Here is a 25490-nt window from a genome sequence, read left to right as displayed (position 1 = left end):
AATCAACTTCGTTAATGTGCCTCGACAGGTATAAAAATAAGTATTTACTCCTTAAATGGTTAGCCCTTATCGAATGTTATAACGACATCTTATATTTAAAATAGTGTGAGGAATCAGCACCTAGTGGGGAAGTCGTGAGGCAACTATCTTCGTTGCACTTCAGCTTATAAGCCTAAATTCGATTCGAGTAGTCAATTTATAAACGATGCTTATATTCAGCCGGTTTTATTATTGCTGAAGCACAAAGCAAAGATTTCCAACTACGTGTTGGTATGTCAGTGGTGCCGACTATCATGACCGGCGAACAGCAAAAAGAGTCTCTATAATAAAACCAGACCTTATAAATCTTTATAAGCTATGGTATTAATAAATAAAGCAAACTTATTATGCGAATCTAGAAAATAATAAAACTAAGGAAGGTTAATAAATGAGTATCAATAATCCTCGTGATTACATCGGTTATGGAAGAGATAATGTGCCCGATGCAAATTGGCCTAATGGCGCTAAGATAGCGGTTCAGTTTGTGCTCAACTATGAAGAGGGTGGGGAGAATTGTGTGTTGCATGGTGACCCGCACTCTGAAACCTTTTTGTCTGAAATCGCGGGTGCTGAAGCTTATCCAGAGCGTCACATGAGTATGGAATCATTATATGAATATGGTTCTAGAGCGGGTGTGTGGCGTATTCTTAACGAATTCAAATTACGTGATTTACCACTAACTGTTTTTGGCGTAGCAACTGCTTTACAGCGTAATCCAGAAGTGACCCAAGCGATCATTGAAGATGGTCATGAGATCGCTTGTCATGGTTTAAAGTGGCTTCATTATCAACATACGCCGATTGAAGAAGAACGTGAGCATATGCATCAAGCATTGGATATCATCGAAGATCTGACGGGATCGCGTCCACTAGGATGGTATACAGGGCGTGACTCACCTAATACTCGCGGTTTGGTTGCAGAGCAGAGAGGCATGTTATATGACTCTGATTATTATGGTGATGATCTTCCTTTTTGGGTGCAAGTACCTAGCGATGAAGATGGAGAGGAAACTCGTCCACACTTAGTCATTCCTTATACGTTAGATAACAACGACATGCGTTTTTCTTCTCCCTATGGCTTTAGCCATGGTGAAGAGTTTTTCCAATATTTAAAAGATAGCTTTGATTGTCTATATGCTGAAGGTGACAGCAAACCTAAAATGATATCCATTGGTTTGCATTGTCGAGTAATAGGGAAGCCAAGTCGTTTTATGGCGCTGAAGAAGTTTTTAGATTATGTACAGTCACATGATGATGTTTGGGTTGCACGACGTGATGAGATTGCACAGCATTGGATAACAAACCATCCTTGTCGCGACTAGTGTATTTGAGTTTATTAAAGTTTTAGTTATTGTATTGAAATAAAAGAGCACTTAAATAAGGTATTTAAGTGCTCTTTTTTATCTCTGTTTTATCTCTTTTTTTGCTATGCGAATCTAGGAATAAAAAAGTTTACGCAGCAAGTTTTTTAAGCATATCGATTAAACAGTCCAGGGCTACGGCGACATCGGAAACCATCACCTGTTCTCTAGGGTTATGGCTAATGCCTTTTTCACAGCGTACAAACAACATTGCGATATCTGCAATATTGGTGATCACCATGGCATCATGGCCTGCACCACTTGATAGAAAACAAGGTGTTTTTTGAGTGTGCTTTTCAACCACTTCACCCCATTTTTGTTGTAGATCATCACTGCATAAAACTGCTTCTGCTTGGTAAAGTTTTTCATGTGTTAAGGTCAGTTGACGTTTATCGGCAATATCAGCTAAATTCTGTAATAGCTTTTCACAACAACTCTCTAATGTTGACTGAGATTGACTACGAATATCGACGGTGAAATGTACTTCACCTGCAATCACATTCACTGCACCGGGAAACACATCGCAGCGCCCAACGGTAGCGACAATGCCATGGTCAAAGGCAAATTGCTCAATCATACCAATCATTTGTGCGGCACCTGACATAGCATCTTTACGTAACGCTAAGGGTACTGTGCCAGCATGGCCAGCCATGCCTTTAAGTTTGAATTGATAGCGTTTTGCACCGGCAATACCAGTCACAACTCCCACCGGTAAATTGAGATCTTCTAGTACCGGACCTTGCTCAATATGTACTTCTAAATACGCTAAGATATCATCGGCATTGCGCTTATCTTGCCCTGCTCGCATCGGGTCTAAACCAAAATCAGTCATCGCTTGTGCCATGCTAATGCCTTGGTTATCAGTGATGGCTAACCATTCTGGCTTAAAGCAGCCGGCAGTTGCACTAGATCCAATCAGAGTGGTATTGAATCGTGTTCCTTCTTCATCTGCAAAGGCAACAATATCAACATGAAAGGGCAGTTCTTGATCCATTAATTGCGCCATTGCTTCAATTGCAAGCAGGACACCTAAGTTACCATCATATTTACCCGCATTGGCTACGGTATCACTGTGTGAACCTATTAATACAGTGGGTAATGTTGGATTAGCTGATAGCTTACGTCCCCATTGGTTTCCGACACTATCTTCCCAAGTTTGTAGGCCCGCTTGTTGCATCCACTGTTCAATTTGTTGATGCGCTAGTTTATGCTCTGCTGTTAAATAAGCACGAAGCAAACCGCCTTGTATTGCTGTGAATGTGGCGAGGTGATCCGCCCATTGCATGATTTTTTGCGCACCGTCATTTGTTGTAGTCTGGGACATAAAGGCTCCTTTTAAACAGTGTAATACTGCATTGCAGTAGTGACTGCTTGACCAGGCTGAATGCCAGCTTTGTATTTTAATAAGATCGACTCTAGTGCCGCTAATGTTGTTAACACACACTCTTGGCGAGCGTTAAAGCCCATCGTTCCAATGCGCCAGATCTTGCCATGTAGAGGGCCAAAGGAAGTACCAATTTCAATGCCAAAACATAACAATAACTCTTGTCGTACTTTGTCACCGTCAATGCCATCTGGAATATAAACACCGACCACGTTATTCATTTTAAATTGTTGATTACCGAACAATGTTAATCCCATTGCTTTCAAGCCCATTGCCATTGCATCACCAGCTTGTTTATGACGAGCAATAACATTTTCACTGCCTTCTTCAAGGTAAATACGCGCACATTCTCGTGCTGCATATAACATGCTGGTGGCTTCGGTATGGTGGTTTAAACGTTCTGGCCCCCAATAATCCATTACCATGGCTAAATCAAAATAGTTAGACTGAATTCTAATATCGGTACCGGCAGTATGATGGTCTGCTTTAATTCCTGCTTCAACGTGTTTACGACGGTTGATAACTTCTGCACATTGGTCGCTTAGGCTGATAGGCGCGCTGCCTGATGGACCACCTAAACATTTTTGTAGTCCAACTGAAACTGCATCTAAGTGCCACTCATCCATCTTCAGTTCATTGCCTGCAATAGAGGCAGTTGCATCACAGTAGAATAAAACGCCATGGCGTTGACAAATTTCACCTATTTCAGCAAGCGGTTGATTCATGGTGGTAGAGGTATCACCTTGTACCGTTGCTAATAGTTTTGGTTGGAACTCTTTAATCGCTTGTTCTACTAATTCTGGCGAGCAAACTTCACCCCATTCAATATCGATGGTTTTAACAACGGCACCAACACGTTGTGCAATTTCACACAATAAGTGACCAAAGCGGCCAATCACTGGAATTAATACTTTATCGCCAGGTTGTAAAATGGAAACCAATACCGCTTCGATGCCTGCACGTGCAGTACCATCAACTAACATCGTTTGTTGGTTCTCGGTCTCAAGCACTCCACGGTATAGGGATTGCACTTGATTCATGTAACCTGTCATGACCGGATCGTATTGACCGATTAATGCACTAGAAATAGCTTGATGAACACGTGGATACGCATTGATTGGTCCCGGCCCCATTAATAAACGAACTGGCGGGTTAAGTGTTTCAAATAGGGATTTAGTGGTCATTTTTTTCTCCAAGTAAACTTTGCCCATCACTACGAGGATCGCTAGTTGCTGCTGCTTTCCCGTTTTTATCGAGCATAATGGCACCTGCGTGCCCCATTAATTCATTATTATCAGCCACTATTGTTATATCGTGACCCAGTGCTCTTAAGGTGGCACCGTGTTGTTTGTAAAGTTGATTTTCTACTCGTAAGTTATTGCTGCTGTCACCCCAAGTTCTCCCCAGCAACCAACGAGGTTTTGAAACTGAAGCCGCTAAACTTATGCCTTGATAAAGGTGGCGGCTAAATAAACAAGCTTGCGTTTGTGGTTGTCCTTCACCGCCCATTGAACCGTAAACAAAACGACGTCCATCCTTGAGCTCTGCATAGGCTGGATTTAAGGTATGGAATGGTTTTTTACCTGCAGCAAGTACGTTGTGATGATTTGCGTCAAGGCTGAAACTTTTACCGCGAATATTCCATGTAATACCACTGCTTGGTAGTACTACGCCTGAACCAAACTCCCAGTAAATACTTTGAATAAAACTGACCATGGTGCCGTATTGATCCGATGCTCCCATCCATACTGTATCACCGGGTTTTGCGACATGTGGCCAAGGTAATGCTTGTTCAAAAGAGATATTAGCGGCACATTTTTTTATCACATCGTCATTTAATAATTGCTGCAAAGGTACATCTAGGTACGCGGGATCGGTGATTTGCTGATCGCGAATGATAAAGGCTTGTTTAGTTGCTTCTACTAACAGATGAATATGTTCAACTTCAGAGGTCACTTGATCCACTAAACGGTCGTAAATTGCTAAGATTAATAATGACGCTAAACCTTGAGTGGGTGCATCTAAGTTATATAAACTACCCTTAGAGATATCCACCGTTAACGGCGTTGATACCGTGGCTTGGTACTGGTTAAAATCATTCAACGTTAACGGGCTGCCGGCATCAGCAAGTTCATCCGACATTTGTTTGGCAAGCTCACCTCGATAAAAGTCATCTAAACCTTTCTCAGCTAAATGTTTAAAGGTATCTGCCAATGGTTGATTAATGAGGCTTTCACCTACTTTTAAGACTTCATTTTGATCCAAAAAACGCGCTGCAAAATTAGCTAAATGACTTAAACGAGACAGCGTTTTTTCACTGGCATCAACCAAACTTTGGGTGATTTCAATTCCTTGTTCAGCGGCATCAATAGCAGGTTTAAGTAGCCTATTTAAAGGCATCGCTTTACCATTGAGCGCACTGCTATCTAGCTTAAGAGCTTGTTGCCAACCTGCAACTGTACCCGCCATAGTTATTGCTGATTTACCACCACTTTCTGGTAATTCATCCGCTTGTTGTCGGTAACTTTCCACATCAATATTTAGCGCTGCACCACCGCAGGCATCAATTGCGACCGGTTTTTCTCCTGCTTTACAAATTAGCCAGAAACCATCTCCACCAATACTATTCATGTGTGGATATTGCACTGACACCATCGCCGCTGCTGCCACCATTGCTTCGCTAGCCGTTCCGCCGGCATCTAATACTGCTTGTCCGGCTTGTGCTGCTTTGTAATGTGGTGCGGTAAATGAAGTTTGAAATGTCATCGTTATTGCTCTCCTTGCCATAAGCTAAGACCCGTTTTGATCAGATCAGCTTCCTGGTTATCGATACCCATCAATGAAAATCCGCAGGGTCCTTCTGGTAAGTTTTGTATCGGTAGATGTAACTGTGGAAAACCGGCTAAACCTGCAATGCTGGTTAATCCCATTAATTGCGACCGATATTCAGCTAGTGCTTCACCTGCCATCGTCAGCGCTGGTGGGCCTGATGGAGTGGTAGGTATCACCCATAAACCTTGCATATCATTAAACTGGCTAAGTAATTGTCGTTTAAAATGTTGCTGTTGTACTTTAGCTTCACGATATTGTTCGGGCGTAATAGTACGTGCCCAAATCACACGTTGTAGAATTGAAGGATCTAAGGTGTCACCGTGTTTTGTTAACCAAGCCTCGTGCTCCTCAATTATTTCAAAACCTTGAATAGTGCGGAATAATAGACTCAGCTTATCAAGAGTTTGCTCTGTGTCGGCTAATAGATCACAGCTTAGCAGTGTGATATTAGCTTGTTGGCACCAACGGCTTAATACACCCAACCTTTGCGCACTGAATTGTTGCTGTAATGTCTTATCTAGGTACAAGTTCTTTGCTACTTGTCCTTGTTTTTTTAAAGTAATTGCCGGTTTTTGGGGATCAGTTACCGGTTGTGTTGAAGCACCTAATAATGAAAAAACATTCGCTAGTTTGTTTAAGTCTTGGCTGAAAATGCCTGCGGTATCAAAGCTTTTTGATAATTGAAAAGCATTATCTAAGCTCACTTTCCCAAGTGTTGGGCGTAAACCAAATAGACCACAATAACTGGCAGGAACGCGCACTGAACCGCCAGTATCTGTGCCGATTGAGAAATCAGCTTCACCCTTTGCAACGGCCACTGCACTACCACTTGAAGATCCTCCCGGTAAGCAGTTTGGCGCAAGCGGATTAACGGGCGTACCATAGTGGATATTTTGCCCGTTTAAACTGTAAGCAAGCTCATCGGTTTGAACGCGGCCGACGCAGCTTGCACCATTGGCTAACAAGCGCTCAATTAAACTCGCACTTTGCTGCGCTGGTTGATGGCTTGCTAACCACGCCGGATTACCTGCTCCTGTGACATAACCTTGGACATCGAATAGATCTTTAAACACGAAGGTTAAACCACTTAGCTCACCGTCAGCAGTTGCCGCTAAATTATCGGGCCCTTGTGTACAGTAAACACTTGCGTCTTTAGTTATTAGGTGATCCATGTTTAACGTACTCCCTGTTTAAGGCTGCTTTATTTAACCTTGTTTTTTTGTCACTATTTTTTACTACTGTTATCTTTAAAGCTACTTAACACTTAATGTGAAGAGGCCGTCTTAACTTGTTCACTTTGAGTGGCATAACGGCTAGCTAGTATTGCGCAGTAGAAAATCTGAATCGGGTGATACAGCATGATAGGTAATAGGATCATGCCTAAGTCGGGATTACTGCCAAAAATAACGGTCGCCATCGGAATACCCGCTGCGAGTGTTTTTTTAGTGCCACAAAATACCGCCGCTACTTCATCGGCTAATTGAAATTGACAACGGCGAGCTCCCCATTGAATAAGGTGAACCATACACAGTAATACCACTGCACAAATGGCAATCGAGGTGATCAACATTTGCATTGAGAATGAACTCCAAATGCCGTTCGCAACAGAGTCACAAAAAGCGTTATAAACGATTAATAAAATGACGTATTTATCAACCTTGCTCACTACTGATTTATGTCTTTCCGCAAATTTTAATAAAAAAGGTCTCGCTAATTGCCCTAGGATCATTGGTAATAACAGTAACTTAGCAATCGAGGTAATAGAAGCGACTAAATCAAGTTCAACACCTTCAAAACCCATGAATGCTTGGATTAAAAGAGGCGTGATCACAATGCCTAGAATACTAGATAATGAGGCATTAAAAATTGCCCCCGGAACATTACCTTTACCAACACTGGTCATCGCCACTGAAGAAGAGATAGTGCTTGGCAAAACGAATAAGTAGCAGAAACCAAATGCTAATGCTGCTGGCATATAAGCTAGCAATAGATCACCAAAAATGATCCAAAGTAGAGGATAAGCAATAAACGTCGCAGCTTGAATGTAGATGTGCATACGCCAGTTGCTGACACCGGCTTTAATCGCAGAAGGGGAAAGCCCTAAACCATGTAAAAAGAAGACAATCGCAACACCGATACCGGTAAGTTTATCAAGATGAATTAATCCTCCTGATTTACCAAGTTCAGCGGTTATTGTAGCTAACGCAATGGCGATCACCATGCCCACTAAAAACCACTCTTTTTTAAGTTTATTTATAACATTTATCATTTAATTATTACTCTTACGGCTGATTATTTAATTTAATATTTACTCTAACTCATTGAGCTTGGAATAATTAACACTTATTTTACTGCTTACTTTGGTCGCTTCACCATTTAATAATTGATAGGTGTTATTAACCAAATGAGAAATTAAACTCATGGGAACCGCATAGCTATCTAAAGGCGTTTCATTATTCATATGGCAAATCAGTGAATGGGTGGTACTTTGTACGTATTTTTGCCCAGATTGATCCGTGATCAATAAACATTGATGTGTTTGCAACTGCTCAATTATTTTTGAAAAGTGACTTACTCGACGGCGAATACCTATCACAATCACAAAATCGTCTTCTTCAATTGCAGCTAAATCTTCACCGATAGTTTGCCCTGGTAAAGGCAGCAGTTCTACATGACTGCGGCATTGCATCAGCTGTTGTCTAAAGTGAAGCGCCAGAGGGTAACTGTTGCGATAACCAATAATTTTAATACGTTTTGCTTCAGCAAGGTGTTTAATAATCGCTTTCATATCAACGCTTTTAAGTTGCTCACGTAGGCGCTCTAAAGCTTGAATCTCTTGGTGAAAATCGCAGTTATCTAATGCACTTGTTAATACCGGTTGGCCTCTTTCGCGTACTGCTAATAACTCATTACGAAGAGAAAGATGATCCGCATAGCCTAAGCGACGAATAAAACGACTGACACTGGTTTTAGAAACAGAACACACCTCTGCAATGTCATTCGTTGACATGATCAGGACTTTCTCAGGGTTCAGCAGTAAATAGTCGGCTAAGCGACGACTATTTGGCGTCAAGTCTGGGTAATGTTTAGTAATACGCTCAATCAATGAGTGACTGTTGCTGGTCATCTACTCTTCCTTGTAGGCTAATATAGGCAGTAAAAATAGCTTTCTATCATCTCACAGCCGCAAGAAAACTTTGTAATTCTTCGGTTTGTGGGTTAGAAAATACTTCATCACTTTGACCTGTCTCCCATACTCGGCCTTGATTCATAAATACCACTCTATCGCCAACATCGCGTGCAAAGTTCATTTCATGTGTCACCAGTATTAATGTCATACCTTCTTGTTTAAGTTTTTCTAATACTTTTAGTACTTCACCGACTAGTTCTGGATCTAATGCAGAGGTTATCTCATCACATAATAAAACTTTAGGTGACATAGCCAGTGAGCGAGCAATAGCAACACGCTGTTGTTGGCCTCCAGATAAATTACCAGGGTAAGCTGAGAATTTATCTGCTAGTCCAACTTTCTCTAATAGTTCTTTAGCTAACATTTCACTTTCTGCAGAAGACTTTTTCATGACTAGCTTAGTCGCTAGCATCACGTTCTCACCTACCGTCATATGTGGAAAAAGATTAAAGTTTTGAAATACCATTCCCACACTACGACTTAATAAACGTAATTTATAGTCATCGTCTTCAACTGATTGATTATCAACAATAACTGCACCTTTTTGGTATGCTTCTAAACCATTCATACAGCGTAGAAGGGTACTTTTACCTGAACCACTGCGACCAATGATAGAAACTACTTCACCAGCCTCGACCTTAAGGTCAACACCTTTTAATACGTGGTTTTCGCCATAGTATTTATGGACTTGATCTAGGCTAACGAGCGACATGATTTTTTTTCTCCAAATGGCGAGCTAAAACAGAAAGTGGAAAACAGATAAGAAAGTACAATACTGCAACTAGTGCAAAGACTTTAAAGGGTTCAAAAACGGCATTATTGATCATGGTGCCAGCTTTAGTTAACTCAACAAAACCAATAACAGATGCGAGCGCTGTACCTTTAACTATTTGTACAGAAAAGCCTACGGTAGGTGCGATCGACATGCGCATCGCTTGCGGCACAATAACGTAACGCATGGTTTGTAAATAAGTTAAACCTAGTGTGCGACAGGCTTCCCACTGACCTTTTGGTAACGCTTCGATACAACCTCGCCAAATATCATGAAAAAAGGCACTACTAAACAGTGTTAAAGAAATGACTGCGGCAGACCAAGCATCCACTTCAATACCAATTAACGATAAGCCAAAGAAGGTTAAAAACAATTGCATCAGCAATGGAATACCTTGGAATATTTCTACGTAAGTTTGAATAATTCGAGTGGTGATTTTGCTACGCATACTGCGCAATAGGGTTAGTATCAAACCAAATAGACCACCACCTGCAAACGCTAATAATGACAATAAAATTGTCCAACGAGCTGCCAGTAGTAGGTTTTTTAAAATATCCCAATCAGTAAACTGTACCATTTTAAAGTCCTCCTACAGAGACGGGTTTTTAAAAGCGAAACGCTTTATTAATGCAAACGTCTGACGCATTAATATTGCTAAGAGTAAATAAACTAATGCGGCTACCATGTAAGATTCAAAACTTAAAAAACTACGTGATTGCACAAAGTTGGCTGAAAAGGTTAATTCCTCAACGGATATTTGCGAGACCACAGCTGAGCCAAGCATGACGATAATACATTGACTGACTAACGCTGGATAAACACGTTGGTAAGCTGGTAGTAAAATGATATGCCAAAAAACCTGACGCCTTGTTAAACCAAGTGTTTGGCCTGCTTCCCATTGTCCCTTTGGTGCTGCATCAATACCCGCTCGAATTATTTCTGCACTATAAGCGCCTAAATTGATGATCATCGCTAACATGCCGGCTTGCCAAGCTGAAAGCTTGAGCCCTAAAGCAGGTAAACCAAAAAAGATAAAAAATAACTGCACAATAAACGGAGTGTTACGAATGATTTCGATATAGCAGGAACAACTTCTTCGTAACCATGCATCTTTACTGATTCGACCCTGTGCGCAAAGAGTACCTAATAACAACCCCCCTAGTGTTGAGATAACAGTGAGTTCTATAGTGGCCCATAAACCTGCCGCAAATTGCGGCAGGTAAGGAACTAAACCTGCAAAATCCAGTTGATAGCTCATCGTCTTTATTCCAACTTATGACTTAAGGTCTGCAGGGAATGGCGCTTTTAACCATTTTTGTGAAAGTCCTTCTAATACATCATTTTGCTTAGCGGCTTTAATTAAACTGTTAACGCTATCAAGTAACGCTTGTTCACCTTTCATAACACCGACATAACAAGGAGAGTTTTGTAATAAAAACTTAGTTTGTGGAGCTTTGTCTGGGTAACGAGTTGCAATTTCAGTGACGACTAAATTACCGGTTGCGATTAAGCTAACTTGGCCAGATAAAAAAGCAGACAAAGTACTGTTATTATCTTCAAATCGTTTAATGACAGTGTCTTTAGGAGTTAACTTACTTAACTCAAGATCTTCTACTGAACCACGTGTTACACCAATTGTTTTACCAGCAAGATCTTCTGCACTGCTAACTTGCTCGTCAGCGGTTCCAAAGACACCTAGGAAAAAGGGTGCGTAAGCTTCACTGAAATCGACCACTTTTTCACGTGCAGGGTTTTTGCCCATGCTTGAAATAACGAGGTCAACTTTACCGGTTTGTAAATAAGGGATACGGTTTGCGCTTGTAACGGGGATTAATTCCAGCTTTACGTTTAATTCTTTGGCAAGGTACTTAGCCATATCAATATCGTAACCCTGTGGCTGTAAATCTGTTCCAACAGAGCCAAAAGGAGGGAAATCTTGGGGCACTGCCACTCTAAGTACTGACGATTGTTTAATATCTGCTAATTTATCTGCCTGTACTGCTTGTGCTGAAAACAGTAAAGAGGTGGATAAAACTAAGCTAGATAAAACCTTTAAAAATTTCATATTGTATCTCCATATTTTATTTAAATGAAACGATCGGAACTCTTTGTTTTTATTTTGCAACGATTGTGCCACTCACGTTATATTTTTTAATTTCAATAAAAACAGTTGCTTATGTTTGTTTTTTGTTTGAGATAAATATTTTATTCGCTTATGTCTTTCCGTGTTGGTGCAAGTGATGCAATCGATGCACTGCAATAGGGCGAAGCTGAATCAGAAAAAGCATAATAAATAGCTATCAGTAGAGCAGGGGAGATGTTTTGCTTGGGTGTATTAATTGTTACGCGATTAACCAACAATTTATTATTGGATCAATAAAGGCGAGGGTGGATAATCAAATCAGCGTTAAAGTAGGTTATTATCAGCCATATATTAATACTAAGTAGCTTAATAGGTTTCAGTTTATGATTAATTCTAGTATGGAATATGGTGTAGGTGATAACTCGTACACTATGGCAGGGAAGTTAGCAGGTATTTCTAAACTGGTTGATGATTTTTACATCAATATGGATAACTTTCCTGAAGCAAAAAAAGTAAGAGCGATGCACAGTAGCGACCTTTTTGAGTCAAAGAAAAAGCTCGCATACTTTTTGTCGGGTTGGTTGGGTGGCCCTAAATTATATGCTGAAAATTATGGCAGCATTAATATTCCGGCGGCGCATCAGCATTTATCTGTTGGCATAGAAGAAAGTAATGCTTGGCTTTTATGTATGGAAAAAGCGATTGATCAACAACCCTATGAAGCGGCCTTTAAAGTTTATTTGTTAGAGCAGTTATCGATACCTGCAGCAAGAATTCGAATGGCCTGCGGTCGAGGCTAATCGTTTACTTTATTCATCATCATTAAACGCTAATGCAACGGCTAACGATTGCACTAAACATAGTGATGCAGACTGAGACCTGAACGTATCGACTTTACCTTCATTAATAATAAAGCAAACATCACTGTACGGCATGAGTGGGCTAGTTTGACTATCGGTAATAATGATTTGTTTAGCGCCGGCCTTTGAGGCAGCTTCACTTAGCGTGATTGTTTCCTGTGCATAGGGACTGAAGCTAATCGATAACACAAGATCGTTTACACCAAGCATTGATAACTGCTCGTTAAACATTCCCCCCAACCCATCAATTAAAAATGCGCGGCGTTGCGCATGACGTAATGCATAGGTTAAGTAAGTAGCGATACTGAATGAGCGCCTTAAACCAACAATATAAATATTGTCAGCTTTATTTAATATGTCGACGGCCATTTCTAACTGTTGCTGTGATGTTTGAGCTGCAAGTTGATGCATTGCCTGTGAATTGACCAGTGCAAACTGTTGTAAGATATGTAGCGGTTTACCGCGCTCTGTTTGCAAAGGTTCGTGTTCTTTTAGTAGCCTAGCACGATCCGTATAATTACTTGTTTCTTCAATTAAATCTCGTCTAAATAATTGTTTTACTTCATTAAATCCACTAAACCCAAAGGCTTTTGCAAAACGGATCAAAGTTGAAGGAGGAACATCGGCTTGGGTCGCGATGACGGCAATCGTATCAAAAGCTAAGCTGTTGTTATTGTCTAATACATAAGAAGCAACTTGTTGTAATCGTTTGCTTAAATCACCATAGCGAGTACGAATCTGCTGTTGTAATTGTGCGATATTAGTAGCTACGGTCATGTTACTTCCCTTTATTTCACTTTATTAATGTTGACGACATAATCGAAAGGTTAATTATAGGGGCTGTTAGCCTACACACCTAATTTATGAATATATTATTTCAAAAAGTTAAATTAATGAAATAAATAGTTCATTTAATTTTGAAATGCAAAATTTATTATTAACTATTGATATTTAATGTTTTTTATTTATTTTTTAAATTTTAATTTTCTCTTTTTCTAAAACACCCATCACATTGCCTTATTAAAAATGAAATAAAGTTTTCATTTAACTTGAAAGTGAAACATTTATTTCATAGTATGCCTGCATGGTTAATAAAAGAGCATCTCTTTGATCATTAACTGCACTAAGTTCTCGACTTTTTGTTGTTGGCATAAGCGTATTGTTTATTTACAAATGCGACCAATGCTATCAACCAGAGACGTTGTCAAATAATGGAGCACAACATAATGCAAGCTGAAAACAAGAAACTAGACCTCATTTGTATGGGCCGTGTTGCGGTCGATTTATATGGACAGCAAATAGGTGCTCGCCTTGAAGACATGGGGTCATTTTCAAAATACTTGGGAGGCTCTTCGGGCAATGTTGCTTACGGGACTGCTCGCCAAGGATTAAAGTCTTCTATGCTTGCACGTGTTGGTGATGAACATATGGGGCGATTTTTAAAGGAAGAGTTGGACGCTGTAGGTGTGGATACTAGCCATTTAATTACCGATAAAGAGCGTTTAACTGCATTAGTTGTATTGGGCATTAAAGATACTGAAACATTCCCACTGATTTTTTATCGCGATAACTGTGCTGATATGGCGATCACCGCTGAAGATGTTAGCGAAGAATATATTGCTTCTGCTCGTTGCCTGGCAATTACTGGAACGCACTTATCCAATCCTCAAACGCGAGAAGCAGTGTTAACTGCATTAAAATATGCTCGCCGTCATGGGGTGAAAACTGCATTAGATATCGATTATCGTCCTATTTTATGGGGACTTACTTCTTTAGGTGACGGGGAAACTCGTTTTATTGCTTCATCTTCTGTGACACAACAATTACAAGATGTGTTGCATTTATTCGACCTAATAGTAGGCACCGAAGAAGAATTTCATATTGCTGGTGGTTCTACCGATTCGATAGCCGCGTTGCGTGGAGTTCGCGCAGTCAGCCAAGCTGAATTAGTTTGTAAACGCGGCCCATTAGGTTGCTCTGTTTTTTCTGGCACTATCCCTAAAGCACTGGACGATGGGATCACCATTGAAGGTGTGCGTGTGGATGTTTTAAACGTGCTAGGTGCTGGTGATGCCTTTATGTCCGGATTATTACGTGGTTATTTAAATAATGAAGGTTGGTTGAAATCTTGTGCATATGCCAATGCTTGTGGTGCGCTGGTTGTATCGCGTCATGGCTGCGCACCTGCTATGCCCTCTAAAGAAGAGCTAGATAATTATTTAGAAAGAGCAGATCAAGTACTTCGTCCTGATTTAGACCTTGAATTAAATCATCTTCATCGCGTTACTACACGCAGAAAAGAGTGGCATGAGTTATGTGTATTAGCTTTTGATCATCGTAGTCAATTAGTCGATATGGCTGAACAGTCTGGAGCGGATCTTGGGCGTATTCCCGTATTAAAAGAGCTGATATTTAAAGCCAGCCAAGAAGTTGCTAAAGAAGCCAATTTAGAAGGTAAAGCGGGCATTTTATCCGATAGCCGCTTTGGACAAACAGTATTGAATCACGCAACGGGTAGCGATTGTTGGATTGGTCGTCCTATCGAATTACCTGGTTCGCGTCCATTAGCGCTTGAACATGGCAATATAGGTTCACAACTTACAACGTGGCCGCTGGAACACGTCGTTAAATGTTTAGTTTTTTGTCATCCTCAAGACAGCGCTGAAATGCAACTAGCACAACAACAAACCGTGCAAGAAGTGTATAAAGCCTGTTGCCTTTCTGGTCACGAATTATTGCTAGAGGTGATCTTGCCAAAAGAGATGCCACAGGATGATGTCCATTATGTACAGTTAGTTGCTGACTTTTATCAACTGGGAGTGAAACCGGATTGGTGGAAGCTACCACCGCTGAGTGCTGCATCATGGCAGCAAGTAAGTGACTTGATCGAAACAAACGATGCACATTGTCGTGGTGTGGTTTTATTAGGTTTAGATGCACCGGCTGAACAATTAAAAGCAGGTTTTGCTATCGCTGCAACTTGTCCTTGGGTTAAAGGATTTGCCATAGGGCGCACCATCTTTTCTGCGCCATCACAAGCTTGGTTAGCAAACGATATTGATGATAAGACCTTAATCAAACAAATTAAAAGTAATTACCACGCAATTATTCAATCTTGGCAGCAACGCAATCAACCCAATCAAGATGGTGTTGTGAAGGCGAATGGTGCTGTGAGTGTAGATGGTAGTGCGGCATAAAATTATTATTAGTGATTCAGACATTAAGTTCAATAGCGATACAAGGTCACAACATCATTATTGAGCTTTCATATTATTCGTAGTTAGTTTTTAAGGAAATTGTTCATGGAAACCATTCAAAACTTTATTAATGGTCAAGTAAGTGCCAGTCATAGTCAGCGTTTTTCACCGGTATTTAACCCTGCTACAGGCGAGCAAACCAAGCAAGTCGTGCTCAGTGATGAAGCTGAAACAACAGCTGCAATCATCGCTGCAGAACAAGCTTTTCCTGCTTGGTCAAAAACTTCACCGCTTAAACGATCTCGAGTGATGTTTGCTTTTAAAGCCTTATTAGAAACGAATAAAGAAAAGTTGGCCGCCTTGATTTCCAGTGAACACGGTAAAGTACTTTCCGATGCAATGGGTGAAGTCACGCGTGGTTTAGAAGTTGTTGAATATGCCTGTGGTATTCCTCATTTACAAAAAGGTGAGCACTCCGCCAACGTGGGTACCGGTGTTGATAGCCATTCTTTGATGCAACCATTAGGGGTTTGCGTTGGCATTACACCTTTTAATTTTCCGGCGATGGTGCCGATGTGGATGTTCCCGATCGCGTTAGCAACGGGCAATACCTTTGTGTTAAAACCTTCAGAAAAAGATCCGTCTTTAGCACTGCAGTTAGCTGAGTTATTAAAGCAAGCAGGGTTACCCGATGGTGTCTTTAATGTGGTGAATGGTGATAAACAAGCGGTGGATGTGTTACTGACTGATCATCGAGTGCAAGCCGTTAGTTTTGTAGGCTCAACACCGATAGCGGAATATATCTATAGTACAGCTTCTGCTCATGGCAAGCGTTGCCAAGCACTTGGTGGTGCAAAAAATCATTGTTTATTAATGCCTGATGCAGATCTTGATATGGCAACGAATGCCATTATGGGCGCTGCTTATGGTTCTGCCGGTGAACGTTGCATGGCGTTATCTGTTGTCGTTGCCGTGGGTGATGAAACAGCAGAACAATTGATTGATAAATTAAAAGTACAGATCCAAGCAATGCGTGTAGGGCCAGGTATTGTTGATGGACCAGAAAATGATATGGGGCCAGTTGTTACTGCGCAACATAAAGCAAAAATTTGTGACTTTATTAGTACTGGTGAACAACAGGGTGCTTCGTTATTAGTTGATGGCCGTGATGTTTCGATTAAAGGGCATGAAGCTGGTTATTTTGTTGGTCCTACTTTATTCGATAATGTTTCTCCAGAGATGACTATTTATCAAGAAGAAATTTTTGGTCCCGTGCTCGCAATAGTGAGAGTACCAAATTACCAAACTGCACTTGAGTTAATTAATCGTAATGAATACGGTAATGGTACCGCTATCTTTACGCGTGATGGTGAAACTGCACGTGAGTTTAGTGAAAATGTATTAGCTGGCATGGTCGGTGTAAATGTACCGATCCCAGTACCTATGGCATTCCATAGCTTTGGTGGTTGGAAGCGTTCGGTATTTGGCCCGTTAAATGTACATGGTAGTGATGGTGTGCGCTTTTATACGCGTATGAAAACCGTGACTAGTCGTTGGCCTGCAAGTGTACGTTTAGAAGATCATGAAAGCAGCTTTGCGATGCCGACTATGTAAGTAACCTAAATAAGTAATCTAGGTAAGTAACGTAAGCTCGTGATATGTCTTGAACTAAACAAAACTATCAACATTGTATACTGATAAATTGTAACCAGTTGATTATTAATTGAATTGAATTTTCATTACCCCGAGTTGAGGTTAAGCCTAATTCATTGCTAATAACAAACAGCGCTAGGAAAATAACCTAAGCGCTGTTTTTTTGTATTTATTTTGTATTTGATGAATACGCTACTTTTATCATTTATGTCATTTATAAGGTAACTCGCCGATGATCGTTACAGACCCTTGGTTTTACGCCACTGCGATCCCCGCTGTTTTTATATATGGCATTGGCAAAGGTGGATTAGGTGGCGCACTGGGCATCATAGCCGTGCCATTAATGGCGATGACCATTGCACCGACACAAGCAGCAGCTATCCTATTGCCTATTCTATGTTTAATGGACTTCTTTGCCGTTAAGCAACATTACCGCAATGCCGATTATCGTATTTTAAAACGCATGCTACCGGGTTCGATTATTGGGGTTGCAATCGCAGGCATGTTTTTGAGTGTGATCTCTGAGCCTGGTTTAAAAGTGGTGATTGGCGGTTTATCGTTATTATTCTGCTTACAATATGTAATTAAAGGTGGCAAAAATCAACATAAAGGAGGGCTTATTAGTGCTTGGTTCTGGAGCATAATGAGCGGGTTTTCTAGTACTGCGTTACATGCTGGTGGCGGCCCTGCAAGTATATATTTGTTACCGTTGCAGCTAAATAAAGTGGTGTTAATTGCCAGCATGGCGGTATTGTTTGCCATCATCAATCTGTTTAAGTTAATCCCATATACGTTATTAGGTGAGTTTGATTCAACTAATTTGATGACGTCTTTAGTGCTAATGCCCCTAGGGCCGGTGGGAGTAAAAGTTGGCATTATGTTATTACATAAAATAAGCCAAGCCTTAGTATATCGACTATGTTATCTATTTCTGTTTCTTTCTGGATGTAAATTATTTTGGGATGGCGGGACTCATTGGTTTTTATCCTAGCAGATTTTTTAGTGCTGATTGTGTCGTTTTTATTTTCATTAGTAATTTTAATTGCTCACTAATCGATGGTTGATCTATGGCTAATCCATGGCTAATACATTGTTAAATAGGCTTTATATTATTACTCTTCAGTATTTTTTAAAGTTTTATAGTGATTTTTATTCGCCTTGTTCTAACACCGATATTGCCTGTTTTTTAGTGTTAAACGTTAAAAATGTTAGCAGTGTCAAATTCTTCGGCTATTGAGTGTCAGTTTTAGCTTTATGGCTCTCTATTCTAAACTATAAACCCCTCTTTTTTTACCTCCCTATATAGTAATACAACTGTTTTTATAAATATTTACTCTTGTTTTGAAAAATATTTTTCCATTATTATTTGTCGCGACCGAAGGCCTGCTACTGTTGATTGGGGGCACTATAAAGCACAATACGGTGTGTTTTTATGGCTGATACAGCGATAAATGACACTTTTTATCCATTTTTAGGGGGTTGAAGTGGTTTTTAAGCCTGCTTTATTGCTTAAACTCGACGTGGTTAACAATTATGCAACAATTGAGTTTTAAGCTGTAGCCTAACTAGATTTGAAAGATTAGTATGTGGTTGTTCTTTTATGAAAATAATTTTTCACTTCTTGTTTCAGTCATGATTCATCTTTTTATAAAGTGAGTATGACCACTCAAGAAAGGTAAATAACAGCTTCTAATAGTCAATTGAGAGTGAGGTTTAGCTCTTCGTATTATTAGAACTTATGTTTATAAGTAAACTTCATTTTTAAACCCAAAGTACTATTTAGGAGAGTCTTAATGAAAAAGTTTAAATTATTAACTGCAGCGGTTATGTCAGTCGCATTAGCAGCACCACTTGCACTGACATCTATGACAGCCTCTGCAGAGCGTTATGTCTTAGTAAGCCACGCACCTGATTCAGATAGCTGGTGGAATACAGTAAAAAATGGTGTGACATTAGCAGGTAAACAAATGGGGGTTGAAGTTGAATATCGTAACCCACCAACAGGTGACCTTGCAGACATGGCGCGTATTATAGAGCAAGCAACGGCTTCTAAGCCAGACGGTATTATTACTACGCTTGCTGACTTTGACGTATTAAGCGGTCCAATTAGAAGTGCAGTTGACCAAGGTATTAACGTGATCATCATGAACTCTGGCACACCAGCACAAGCGCGTGAAGTTGGTGCATTGATGTTTGTTGGCCAACCAGAGTTTGATGCAGGTTTTGCAGCGGGTTTACGTGCAAAAGGTGATGGTATTAAATCATTTGTTTGTGTTAACCATGCTATCTCTAATGCCGTAGTTGGTGAACGTTGTCGTGGTTTTGCTGAAGGCCTTGGTGTAAAACTGGGTGATTCAATGCTAGACAGTGGCCAAGATCCTTCTGAAATTAAAAACCGTGTATTAGCTTACTTGAGCTCACATCCTAAAGTTGATGCGATCTTAACCTTAGGTCCTACTTCTGCTGATCCAACTATCTTAGCATTACAAGAAAATGGTTATGCTGGTGATATCTACTTCGGTACCTTTGACCTTGGTGAGAATATAGTAAAAGCCATTAAATCTGGCATCATCAACTGGGGCATTGATCAACAACCCTTCCTACAAGCTTACCTACCTGTAGTACTGCTAACGAACTATGACCGTTATGGGGTATTACCTGGTAACAATATCAATTCAGGCCCTGGCTTTGTAACAAAAGACGGCTTAGCTTTAGTTGAAAAATACGCGGGTGAATATCGTTAAAATCTAAATTAATAAGGCAGCACTATGATGGTGCTTGCCTTTACCTCAAACCATCTCAATTTAAAATTTTTTAGAGGCCAACAGATGAATGAAATCACATCAACACAATCCATGAGCAGCGTAAAACCGGAGAAGCCTGTGTCAGAAAAATCAAACGAACTAGGTAAAACAAAACCGGATGAGCGTGTTAAAAATAGGTCAAGTTTTCGACAAGCATTGATTAGACCTGAATTAGGCGGGATTTGTGGGACCATATTGGTATTTTTATTTTTCTTATTGACTGCAAGCGACTCGGGCATGTTTTCTGCTGCGGGTGTCATGAACTGGTCAATTGTTTCATCGCAATTTATTATTATTGCAGTAGGTGCTTGTTTATTAATGATAGCTGGTGAGTTCGACTTATCAGTAGGGTCAATGATTGGGTTCAGCGGCATGTCAATTGCGCTACTCTCCGTCGTTTTTGGTTTACCGATGTGGGTGGCCATTATCGCAACGTTCATTTTATGCATGGGAATCGGTGCATTAAGTGGTTGGTTAGTGATTAAAACTGGATTACCTAGTTTCATCGTTACTTTAGCTTTCTTATTTATTCTTCGTGGTTTAACTATCTTTGCTGCAATTTCTACCACCAATAAAACCATTGTCGGTGGCATTAAAGATGCTGCACAAGGTGATTGGCTTGCCCCTGTATTTGGCGGCAAAGTATTCACTGGTTTATTTCAATGGATGGGTGATAACGGTTGGATTGAAACCTTTGAGCGTGGTTTCAAAAAAGGACAACCAGTTGTAGAAGGCATCCCAATGTTAATGGTCTGGGCTTTAATATTACTTGTATTCGGTCATTGGTTATTAACAAAAACAAAATTTGGTAACTGGATTTTCGCTTCAGGCGGCAACGCACAAGCGGCCACTTATGTTGGTGTACCAGTTAATCGCGTTAAAATCTTAATGTTCATGTTTACGGCATTTTGTGCCTGTGTTTTTGCAACATCACAAGTTATTGAGTTCGGTTCAGCTGGTGCAGACCGTGGTCTATTAAAAGAATTTGAAGCCATTATTTCAGTGGTTATTGGTGGCGCATTATTAACTGGTGGTTACGGCTCTGTTATCGGTGCTGCACTAGGTGCAATTATTTTCGGAGTAGTACAACAAGGTTTATTCTTTGCTGGTGTTGAAAGCTCTCTATTTAGAGTATTCCTCGGCGCAATCTTGTTGTTTGCAGTAATACTGAATACTTATATACGTCGCATGATCACAGGGGAGAAATAGTATGAGCGAACCAATTATTGAAATGAAAAAGATACAGAAACATTTTGGATCTGTAATTGCGCTCTCTGGTGTGTCCTTGAAAGTGATGGCTGGCGAATGTTTATGTTTATTAGGTGATAATGGTGCGGGTAAATCGACATTTATTAAAACCATGTCTGGTGTGCATAAACCGTCGGTAGGTGAAATTTACTTTGAAGGCAAAGAGATGGACTTTGATTGTCCTCGCGATGCCATCAACGCAGGGATTGCAACGGTTTATCAAGACCTAGCTATGATCCCGTTAATGTCTGTGGCACGTAACTTCTTTATGGGTAATGAGCCAACTAAAAAAATTGCAGGTATTAGTTTCTTTGACCATAAACTCGCTAACGAAGTTACCATGCGAGAAATGAAAAGCATGGGCATCCACCTGCGCTCTGCCGATCAAGCGATTGGTACTCTGTCAGGCGGTGAACGACAAACAGTAGCCATTGCGCGTGCGGTACATTTTGGCGCTAAGGTGCTTATTCTGGATGAGCCAACGTCTGCATTAGGAGTTCGCCAAACAGCGAATGTATTAGCAACTATTGATAAAGTACGTAAACGCGGCATTGCCGTGGTATTTATTACCCATAACGTACGCCATGCTCTTGCGGTAGGTGATCGTTTCACAGTATTGAATCGAGGCCACACATTAGGCACAGCAAAAAAAGGTGAAATAACGTCTGAAGAGTTACAAAACCTAATGGCCGGTGGTGCAACCCTTGCAACAATAGAAGGCTCATTAGCAGGTACTATTTAACCTTAATTATATTGATACCCGAACTGGTTGGCCTAGTTTGGGTATCAATAATTATGTCACCACGCTCTAAACCTCTCACCTCGATCAAAACCTCACATTGCTATTAAATTTCTTATTTCATCTTCCAATATTCTCATTTTTCAAACTATTCCGTATGTCTGTTGTTAATACAGAATTATTCTATCTATCCACATGACGGAGATTTGATTATTTATTTTAAGTTATTGTTTTTAGACTTGATCAGCGTATTGTTGAGTCAATTTTAACAAATTAAGATATTCAGAATTTCCACCGGAAATATGGAATTTTTCTGTATAAGAAGCTGTTATGCAAAAGGAAAATATGGACCAACTCTCTAAAGAAAATAAACTAATTGAAATGCACAAAATTGTAAGAGAAGAGTTATCTTACCGAAGATCACGGCAGCAACAAATATTCACATGGTCTTCAGCTATTCTTGTTGCAATTATTGCGGCTATGCTTATTTCAAATTCAAACTCTTTGGTAATAACTATCCAAGGAAAGTTAATTGCTATAATTTTAGTTACAATGATTTCACTAGTTTCATCTAACTGGCAAATGAAACAACGTAAATTACTTACAGATTTACAAATTGTAGTTACAAGAATAATGAAAGAATTAGGGTATTTTAGTTTAAGTCAAACATCTGATAATAAGAGTGTTTTACCAAGTAGTTGGGAAAACTGGGGCCAAAATTATAGTTCATTGAAAAGCCAGCTTAAAATTAACCACCCAACAAAAATTTTAGTAACTATTATGTTAGGAATTGCTGCAATATTTGCAATTTTACTAAGATAAATGCATAACAAGTTGCTGCATCGGAAAAACTACTCGCTACGCTCGCATTTTTCCGCTGAGCAAGGCGTTATGCGTATAGGAGTATTACTTGAACATTTGGGAAGTTGATAAACTATTTTTGTTTATAGCATTTGTTATACCTGGTTTTATTTCTATTAAAGCTTTTGAACTATTTTATCCTACGCAAATAAAGGATGGTTCAAAACAAATAGTTGATGCCGTAGCATATAGCTGTGTAAATTATGCTTTATTACTTTTACCCATATACTGGGTTGAAAGCAGTGAACTTAAAACAGTGCACCCATCTCTTTATGTATTCTTTTATGTTGCCGTTCTTTTTATTGCTCCTTTATTCTGGGCGTTTATTTGGAAAAAACTAAGAGAATCACAAGTATTCCAAAATAATGCGCCACACCCAACAGAAAAACCGTGGGATTATGTTTTTTCTCAACGAAAATCATATTGGGTTATTGTCACGTTAAAAGACAACGTGAAAATTGCAGGAAAATATAGTTCCAAATCATTTGCTTCACACGCCCCAAGTCCTGAACAAATATATTTAGAGGAATCTTGGGAGTTAAATAGTGACGATATGTTTGAAAGAGCTCACAATGAATCTGATGGTGTTATCATTTTGTCATCAGAAATTAGTCATATAGAATTATTTAAATTCAACTAAGTAAGGGAATATCATGTCAGATAAAAAAATTCCGTTAAATGAGGGCTATCAACCAAGAATTGAAAAAGGTTACCAACCTGTTCCTCCAACTTCTACACCTACTAGTACTAGCGGTACAGGTAATATGCAAGGTGGTTACCAACCACCTTCTAGTGAAGGTGGTGGCCCAACAAATCCTCCGCCAAATAAAAAGTAATACGCATAACAAGTAATGAATGTGGACATATATGGTCACTCCTTGTAAATCAAGGTTAAACTGTTTTTTCTTTATTTTTTAATAATTGATATCGTGCAAAAGTACGTCGCCACTTAAATACAAAGGGCTAAATTTTCTGGTTAAACGTGTTTTGCTCTTTATCGTTTTATTCGATAGTTCACCTTTCCTGAACTGCTTTTAACACTAGTGAGATAACGGTTTCTTGACATATATCCGGCGTCTTAATGACTCTTTATGGGGAGTCGCGCCCTCCTGAATTCCAGAAGAAGTCTTACTCGCCTTTGCACCCATTATGCCTTGATGGCAGAAGTCCAGCGGAGGTTCCAAGTAAGACAAACCGTTTTAAATCATCAATGCATATTACCGTTTAGGGTTGTAGTTTGATTCTTTCATGACTAACATTTCCATTTTTTTGCTGCTTATGCACAGGCTTTAGCAATATTAAAAGGTTGTTTACTTGAGAGTACCGACCAAATTATCCGTGCTAATTTATTGGCTAATGCAACCACTGCTTTGCATCCATGCATGCGTTCTTTGAGTTTTTTTAGCCAGCAACTTAAGACATCATCTTTTTTGTCACACCAATTTAATACGGTGCGGGCGCCATGGATTAGATACTTTCTGAGCGTGCTATTTCCTCGTTTGGTAATTTTACCCATTCGATTGATTTCTCCACTAGCGTATTGAGAAGGCGTAAGTCCAATCCAAGCAGCAAGTTGTCTGCCATTTTTAAAAGCGTTTGCATCACCGACTGCGGCCATTAATGCAGCGGCAATGACGGGTCCAACACCTGGTACGGTTAATAGTAATTTGTACTCATCCTTATCTTTCACTAGCGCGTTTAGTTGCGTTTTTATTTCATCAATCTGTATGATAGTTCTTTGTATATTACGATATAAACGACGAACAAAAGTACGTGCAGTGGCGGTTAACTCATTGCTTGCATCTTCAATAATATCGGGAATTGCTTTCATTAACGTAGGAACACCAAGCCCCACAACTGTGCCATATTCAGATAATAATCCTCTTAGTTGGTTAACGTCACCCGTTCTGACTTTTATCATTCGTTCGGCAATGCGTTGCAATGATTGAATATCTTGTTGCTCATTTGATTTCACTGCAACAAAACGCACTTTAGGCCTTAATGACGCTTCTGCAATCGCCAGTGCATCGTTGGCATCATTTTTATTACCAATCACAAATGGCTTCACAACAAAGGGCGGAATAAGCCTCACTTCATGGCCTAATTTTTCGATTCGTCTACCCCATGGATTAGAGCTGTAACAAGCTTCCATCACCACTAGAGAAGGTTCAAACAGTCTTAATTCATGAATTAGCTCTGAACGCTTAACTTTCTTGTTAAAGAGTACTTGGCGCATTTCATCTAATGCACAAATTTGGAATATATTCTTTGCTAGGTCGATGCTAATTACGCTACATTTCATATTGGTCACTCCATTTGTTAGATTGATTTGCTGAACACTTATCCAATCTTGGCACATTTTGATGCCTTCGTGGAGTGACCATCTCAGCACCCATAAACTTTGACGACTCATCATGGCTCTTCTATCTTTTAATTATGTCGCTTATACATGCTAAGAGGTAGTTGTT

23 protein-coding genes are annotated in these 25490 nt (G+C 39.9%); 11 read left to right on the top strand and 12 right to left on the bottom strand.

Going from position 1 to position 25490, the window contains the following annotated elements; all coding sequences use genetic code 11:
* The first annotated feature begins 427 nt into the window (after positions 1-427).
* Entirely contained in the window at positions 428-1360 is a 933-nt protein-coding gene (gene puuE, locus MT390_RS01210) for an allantoinase PuuE (RefSeq protein ID WP_499439134.1), read from the top strand.
* A 130-nt stretch (positions 1361-1490) separates the two neighbouring features.
* Here the strand turns inward: puuE and MT390_RS01205 are convergent, their stop codons facing one another.
* The 10 genes from MT390_RS01205 to MT390_RS01160 all read right to left on the bottom strand — a co-directional run bounded on the left by MT390_RS01205 (position 1491) and on the right by MT390_RS01160 (position 11642).
* On the bottom strand, positions 1491-2723 hold the full coding sequence (locus MT390_RS01205; RefSeq protein WP_499439132.1) for an allantoate amidohydrolase: 1233 nt from the start codon (positions 2721-2723) through the stop codon (positions 1491-1493).
* Positions 2724-2734: 11 nt separating this feature from the next.
* A complete protein-coding gene (locus tag MT390_RS01200) occupies positions 2735-3967 on the bottom strand; it encodes a pyridoxal-phosphate-dependent aminotransferase family protein (protein ID WP_499439130.1) in 1233 nt (410 codons plus the stop codon).
* Complete coding sequence (locus MT390_RS01195) at positions 3957-5549, bottom strand: gamma-glutamyltransferase family protein (protein ID WP_499439129.1); 1593 nt, start codon at positions 5547-5549, stop codon at positions 3957-3959. Before MT390_RS01195 ends, MT390_RS01200 begins: the two co-directional genes overlap by 11 nt.
* Positions 5550-5551: 2 nt before the next feature.
* Positions 5552-6787, bottom strand: coding sequence for an amidase family protein (locus MT390_RS01190; protein WP_499439127.1), 1236 nt, complete (start codon positions 6785-6787; stop codon positions 5552-5554).
* Positions 6788-6879: 92 nt separating this feature from the next.
* A complete protein-coding gene (locus MT390_RS01185; RefSeq protein WP_166368979.1) occupies positions 6880-7881 on the bottom strand; it encodes a bile acid:sodium symporter family protein in 1002 nt (333 codons plus the stop codon).
* A 42-nt stretch (positions 7882-7923) separates the two neighbouring features.
* A complete protein-coding gene (locus MT390_RS01180) occupies positions 7924-8742 on the bottom strand; it encodes a MurR/RpiR family transcriptional regulator (RefSeq protein WP_166368392.1) in 819 nt (272 codons plus the stop codon).
* A 46-nt stretch (positions 8743-8788) separates the two neighbouring features.
* Positions 8789-9517 carry an amino acid ABC transporter ATP-binding protein gene (locus MT390_RS01175; protein ID WP_299666700.1) on the bottom strand — a complete coding sequence of 243 codons (729 nt, stop codon included), beginning with the start codon at positions 9515-9517 and terminating at the stop codon, positions 8789-8791.
* Positions 9504-10154: an amino acid ABC transporter permease gene (locus MT390_RS01170; protein ID WP_166368388.1), complete on the bottom strand. Its 651-nt coding sequence runs from the start codon at positions 10152-10154 to the stop codon at positions 9504-9506. Before MT390_RS01170 ends, MT390_RS01175 begins: the two co-directional genes overlap by 14 nt.
* A 12-nt stretch (positions 10155-10166) precedes the next feature.
* Positions 10167-10835: an amino acid ABC transporter permease gene (locus MT390_RS01165; protein WP_299666707.1), complete on the bottom strand. Its 669-nt coding sequence runs from the start codon at positions 10833-10835 to the stop codon at positions 10167-10169.
* Between the two features lie 15 nt (positions 10836-10850).
* Positions 10851-11642 (bottom strand): transporter substrate-binding domain-containing protein, encoded by a 792-nt coding sequence (locus tag MT390_RS01160; protein ID WP_166368384.1) that lies wholly within the window; start codon positions 11640-11642, stop codon positions 10851-10853.
* 401 nt (positions 11643-12043) lie between these two features.
* Between MT390_RS01160 and MT390_RS01155 the strand changes: the two genes are divergently transcribed.
* On the top strand, positions 12044-12460 hold the full coding sequence (locus MT390_RS01155) for a group II truncated hemoglobin (protein WP_166368382.1): 417 nt from the start codon (positions 12044-12046) through the stop codon (positions 12458-12460).
* A gap of 9 nt (positions 12461-12469) precedes the next feature.
* On the opposite strand, the gene MT390_RS01150 is transcribed toward MT390_RS01155, so the two are convergent.
* Positions 12470-13297 carry a MurR/RpiR family transcriptional regulator gene (locus MT390_RS01150; protein ID WP_166368380.1) on the bottom strand — a complete coding sequence of 276 codons (828 nt, stop codon included), beginning with the start codon at positions 13295-13297 and terminating at the stop codon, positions 12470-12472.
* A 449-nt stretch (positions 13298-13746) separates the two neighbouring features.
* Here MT390_RS01150 and MT390_RS01145 point away from each other — a divergent pair, with 449 nt between their 5' ends.
* From MT390_RS01145 to MT390_RS01105, 9 genes are all read left to right on the top strand, one after another.
* Positions 13747-15717, top strand: a complete 1971-nt coding sequence (locus MT390_RS01145) for a bifunctional 5-dehydro-2-deoxygluconokinase/5-dehydro-2-deoxyphosphogluconate aldolase (protein ID WP_166368378.1) — start codon at positions 13747-13749, stop codon at positions 15715-15717.
* A gap of 105 nt (positions 15718-15822) precedes the next feature.
* Positions 15823-17331 (top strand): CoA-acylating methylmalonate-semialdehyde dehydrogenase, encoded by a 1509-nt coding sequence (locus MT390_RS01140; RefSeq protein WP_499439124.1) that lies wholly within the window; start codon positions 15823-15825, stop codon positions 17329-17331.
* 271 nt (positions 17332-17602) lie between these two features.
* Positions 17603-18361 carry a sulfite exporter TauE/SafE family protein gene (locus MT390_RS01135; protein ID WP_166368374.1) on the top strand — a complete coding sequence of 253 codons (759 nt, stop codon included), beginning with the start codon at positions 17603-17605 and terminating at the stop codon, positions 18359-18361.
* 802 nt (positions 18362-19163) lie between these two features.
* Positions 19164-20114: a sugar ABC transporter substrate-binding protein gene (locus tag MT390_RS01130; protein ID WP_499439122.1), complete on the top strand. Its 951-nt coding sequence runs from the start codon at positions 19164-19166 to the stop codon at positions 20112-20114.
* A gap of 84 nt (positions 20115-20198) precedes the next feature.
* Positions 20199-21383, top strand: a complete 1185-nt coding sequence (locus MT390_RS01125; RefSeq protein WP_166368370.1) for an ABC transporter permease — start codon at positions 20199-20201, stop codon at positions 21381-21383.
* 1 nt (position 21384) lies between these two features.
* Positions 21385-22164 carry an ATP-binding cassette domain-containing protein gene (locus MT390_RS01120; protein WP_166368368.1) on the top strand — a complete coding sequence of 260 codons (780 nt, stop codon included), beginning with the start codon at positions 21385-21387 and terminating at the stop codon, positions 22162-22164.
* A 327-nt stretch (positions 22165-22491) separates the two neighbouring features.
* Complete coding sequence (locus MT390_RS01115) at positions 22492-22983, top strand: hypothetical protein (RefSeq protein ID WP_499439121.1); 492 nt, start codon at positions 22492-22494, stop codon at positions 22981-22983.
* Between the two features lie 88 nt (positions 22984-23071).
* Positions 23072-23662, top strand: a complete 591-nt coding sequence (locus MT390_RS01110; RefSeq protein ID WP_499439119.1) for a DUF6338 family protein — start codon at positions 23072-23074, stop codon at positions 23660-23662.
* Between the two features lie 13 nt (positions 23663-23675).
* Positions 23676-23858 carry a hypothetical protein gene (locus MT390_RS01105; RefSeq protein WP_499439117.1) on the top strand — a complete coding sequence of 61 codons (183 nt, stop codon included), beginning with the start codon at positions 23676-23678 and terminating at the stop codon, positions 23856-23858.
* 440 nt (positions 23859-24298) lie between these two features.
* Here MT390_RS01105 and MT390_RS01100 read toward each other — a convergent pair whose 3' ends face one another.
* Positions 24299-25324 carry an IS110 family RNA-guided transposase gene (locus tag MT390_RS01100; protein ID WP_499439488.1) on the bottom strand — a complete coding sequence of 342 codons (1026 nt, stop codon included), beginning with the start codon at positions 25322-25324 and terminating at the stop codon, positions 24299-24301.
* Positions 25325-25490: the final 166 nt, after the last annotated feature.

The organism is Vibrio sp. 2-Bac 85 (genome assembly GCF_037546705.1).
GTDB lineage: Bacteria > Pseudomonadota > Gammaproteobacteria > Enterobacterales > Psychromonadaceae > Psychromonas.
Note: the sequence above shows the minus strand (reverse complement) of the source record. Positions and strands in the feature narration are given on the sequence as shown.

What these genes read in the sequence shown, in the direction of transcription:
- puuE (WP_499439134.1), top strand. Translation starts at nt 428, where the DNA reads ATGAGTATCAATAATCCTCGTGATTACATCGGTTATGGAAGAGATAAT.
- MT390_RS01205 (WP_499439132.1), bottom strand. Translation starts at nt 2,723, where the DNA reads ATGTCCCAGACTACAACAAATGACGGTGCGCAAAAAATCATGCAATGG.
- MT390_RS01200 (WP_499439130.1), bottom strand. Translation starts at nt 3,967, where the DNA reads ATGACCACTAAATCCCTATTTGAAACACTTAACCCGCCAGTTCGTTTA.
- MT390_RS01195 (WP_499439129.1), bottom strand. Translation starts at nt 5,549, where the DNA reads ATGACATTTCAAACTTCATTTACCGCACCACATTACAAAGCAGCACAA.
- MT390_RS01190 (WP_499439127.1), bottom strand. Translation starts at nt 6,787, where the DNA reads ATGGATCACCTAATAACTAAAGACGCAAGTGTTTACTGTACACAAGGG.
- MT390_RS01180 (WP_166368392.1), bottom strand. Translation starts at nt 8,742, where the DNA reads ATGACCAGCAACAGTCACTCATTGATTGAGCGTATTACTAAACATTAC.
- MT390_RS01175 (WP_299666700.1), bottom strand. Translation starts at nt 9,517, where the DNA reads ATGTCGCTCGTTAGCCTAGATCAAGTCCATAAATACTATGGCGAAAAC.
- MT390_RS01170 (WP_166368388.1), bottom strand. Translation starts at nt 10,154, where the DNA reads ATGGTACAGTTTACTGATTGGGATATTTTAAAAAACCTACTACTGGCA.
- MT390_RS01165 (WP_299666707.1), bottom strand. Translation starts at nt 10,835, where the DNA reads ATGAGCTATCAACTGGATTTTGCAGGTTTAGTTCCTTACCTGCCGCAA.
- MT390_RS01160 (WP_166368384.1), bottom strand. Translation starts at nt 11,642, where the DNA reads ATGAAATTTTTAAAGGTTTTATCTAGCTTAGTTTTATCCACCTCTTTA.
- MT390_RS01155 (WP_166368382.1), top strand. Translation starts at nt 12,044, where the DNA reads ATGATTAATTCTAGTATGGAATATGGTGTAGGTGATAACTCGTACACT.
- MT390_RS01150 (WP_166368380.1), bottom strand. Translation starts at nt 13,297, where the DNA reads ATGACCGTAGCTACTAATATCGCACAATTACAACAGCAGATTCGTACT.
- MT390_RS01145 (WP_166368378.1), top strand. Translation starts at nt 13,747, where the DNA reads ATGCAAGCTGAAAACAAGAAACTAGACCTCATTTGTATGGGCCGTGTT.
- MT390_RS01140 (WP_499439124.1), top strand. Translation starts at nt 15,823, where the DNA reads ATGGAAACCATTCAAAACTTTATTAATGGTCAAGTAAGTGCCAGTCAT.
- MT390_RS01135 (WP_166368374.1), top strand. Translation starts at nt 17,603, where the DNA reads ATGATCGTTACAGACCCTTGGTTTTACGCCACTGCGATCCCCGCTGTT.
- MT390_RS01130 (WP_499439122.1), top strand. Translation starts at nt 19,164, where the DNA reads ATGAAAAAGTTTAAATTATTAACTGCAGCGGTTATGTCAGTCGCATTA.
- MT390_RS01125 (WP_166368370.1), top strand. Translation starts at nt 20,199, where the DNA reads ATGAATGAAATCACATCAACACAATCCATGAGCAGCGTAAAACCGGAG.
- MT390_RS01120 (WP_166368368.1), top strand. Translation starts at nt 21,385, where the DNA reads ATGAGCGAACCAATTATTGAAATGAAAAAGATACAGAAACATTTTGGA.
- MT390_RS01115 (WP_499439121.1), top strand. Translation starts at nt 22,492, where the DNA reads ATGCAAAAGGAAAATATGGACCAACTCTCTAAAGAAAATAAACTAATT.
- MT390_RS01105 (WP_499439117.1), top strand. Translation starts at nt 23,676, where the DNA reads ATGTCAGATAAAAAAATTCCGTTAAATGAGGGCTATCAACCAAGAATT.
- MT390_RS01100 (WP_499439488.1), bottom strand. Translation starts at nt 25,324, where the DNA reads ATGAAATGTAGCGTAATTAGCATCGACCTAGCAAAGAATATATTCCAA.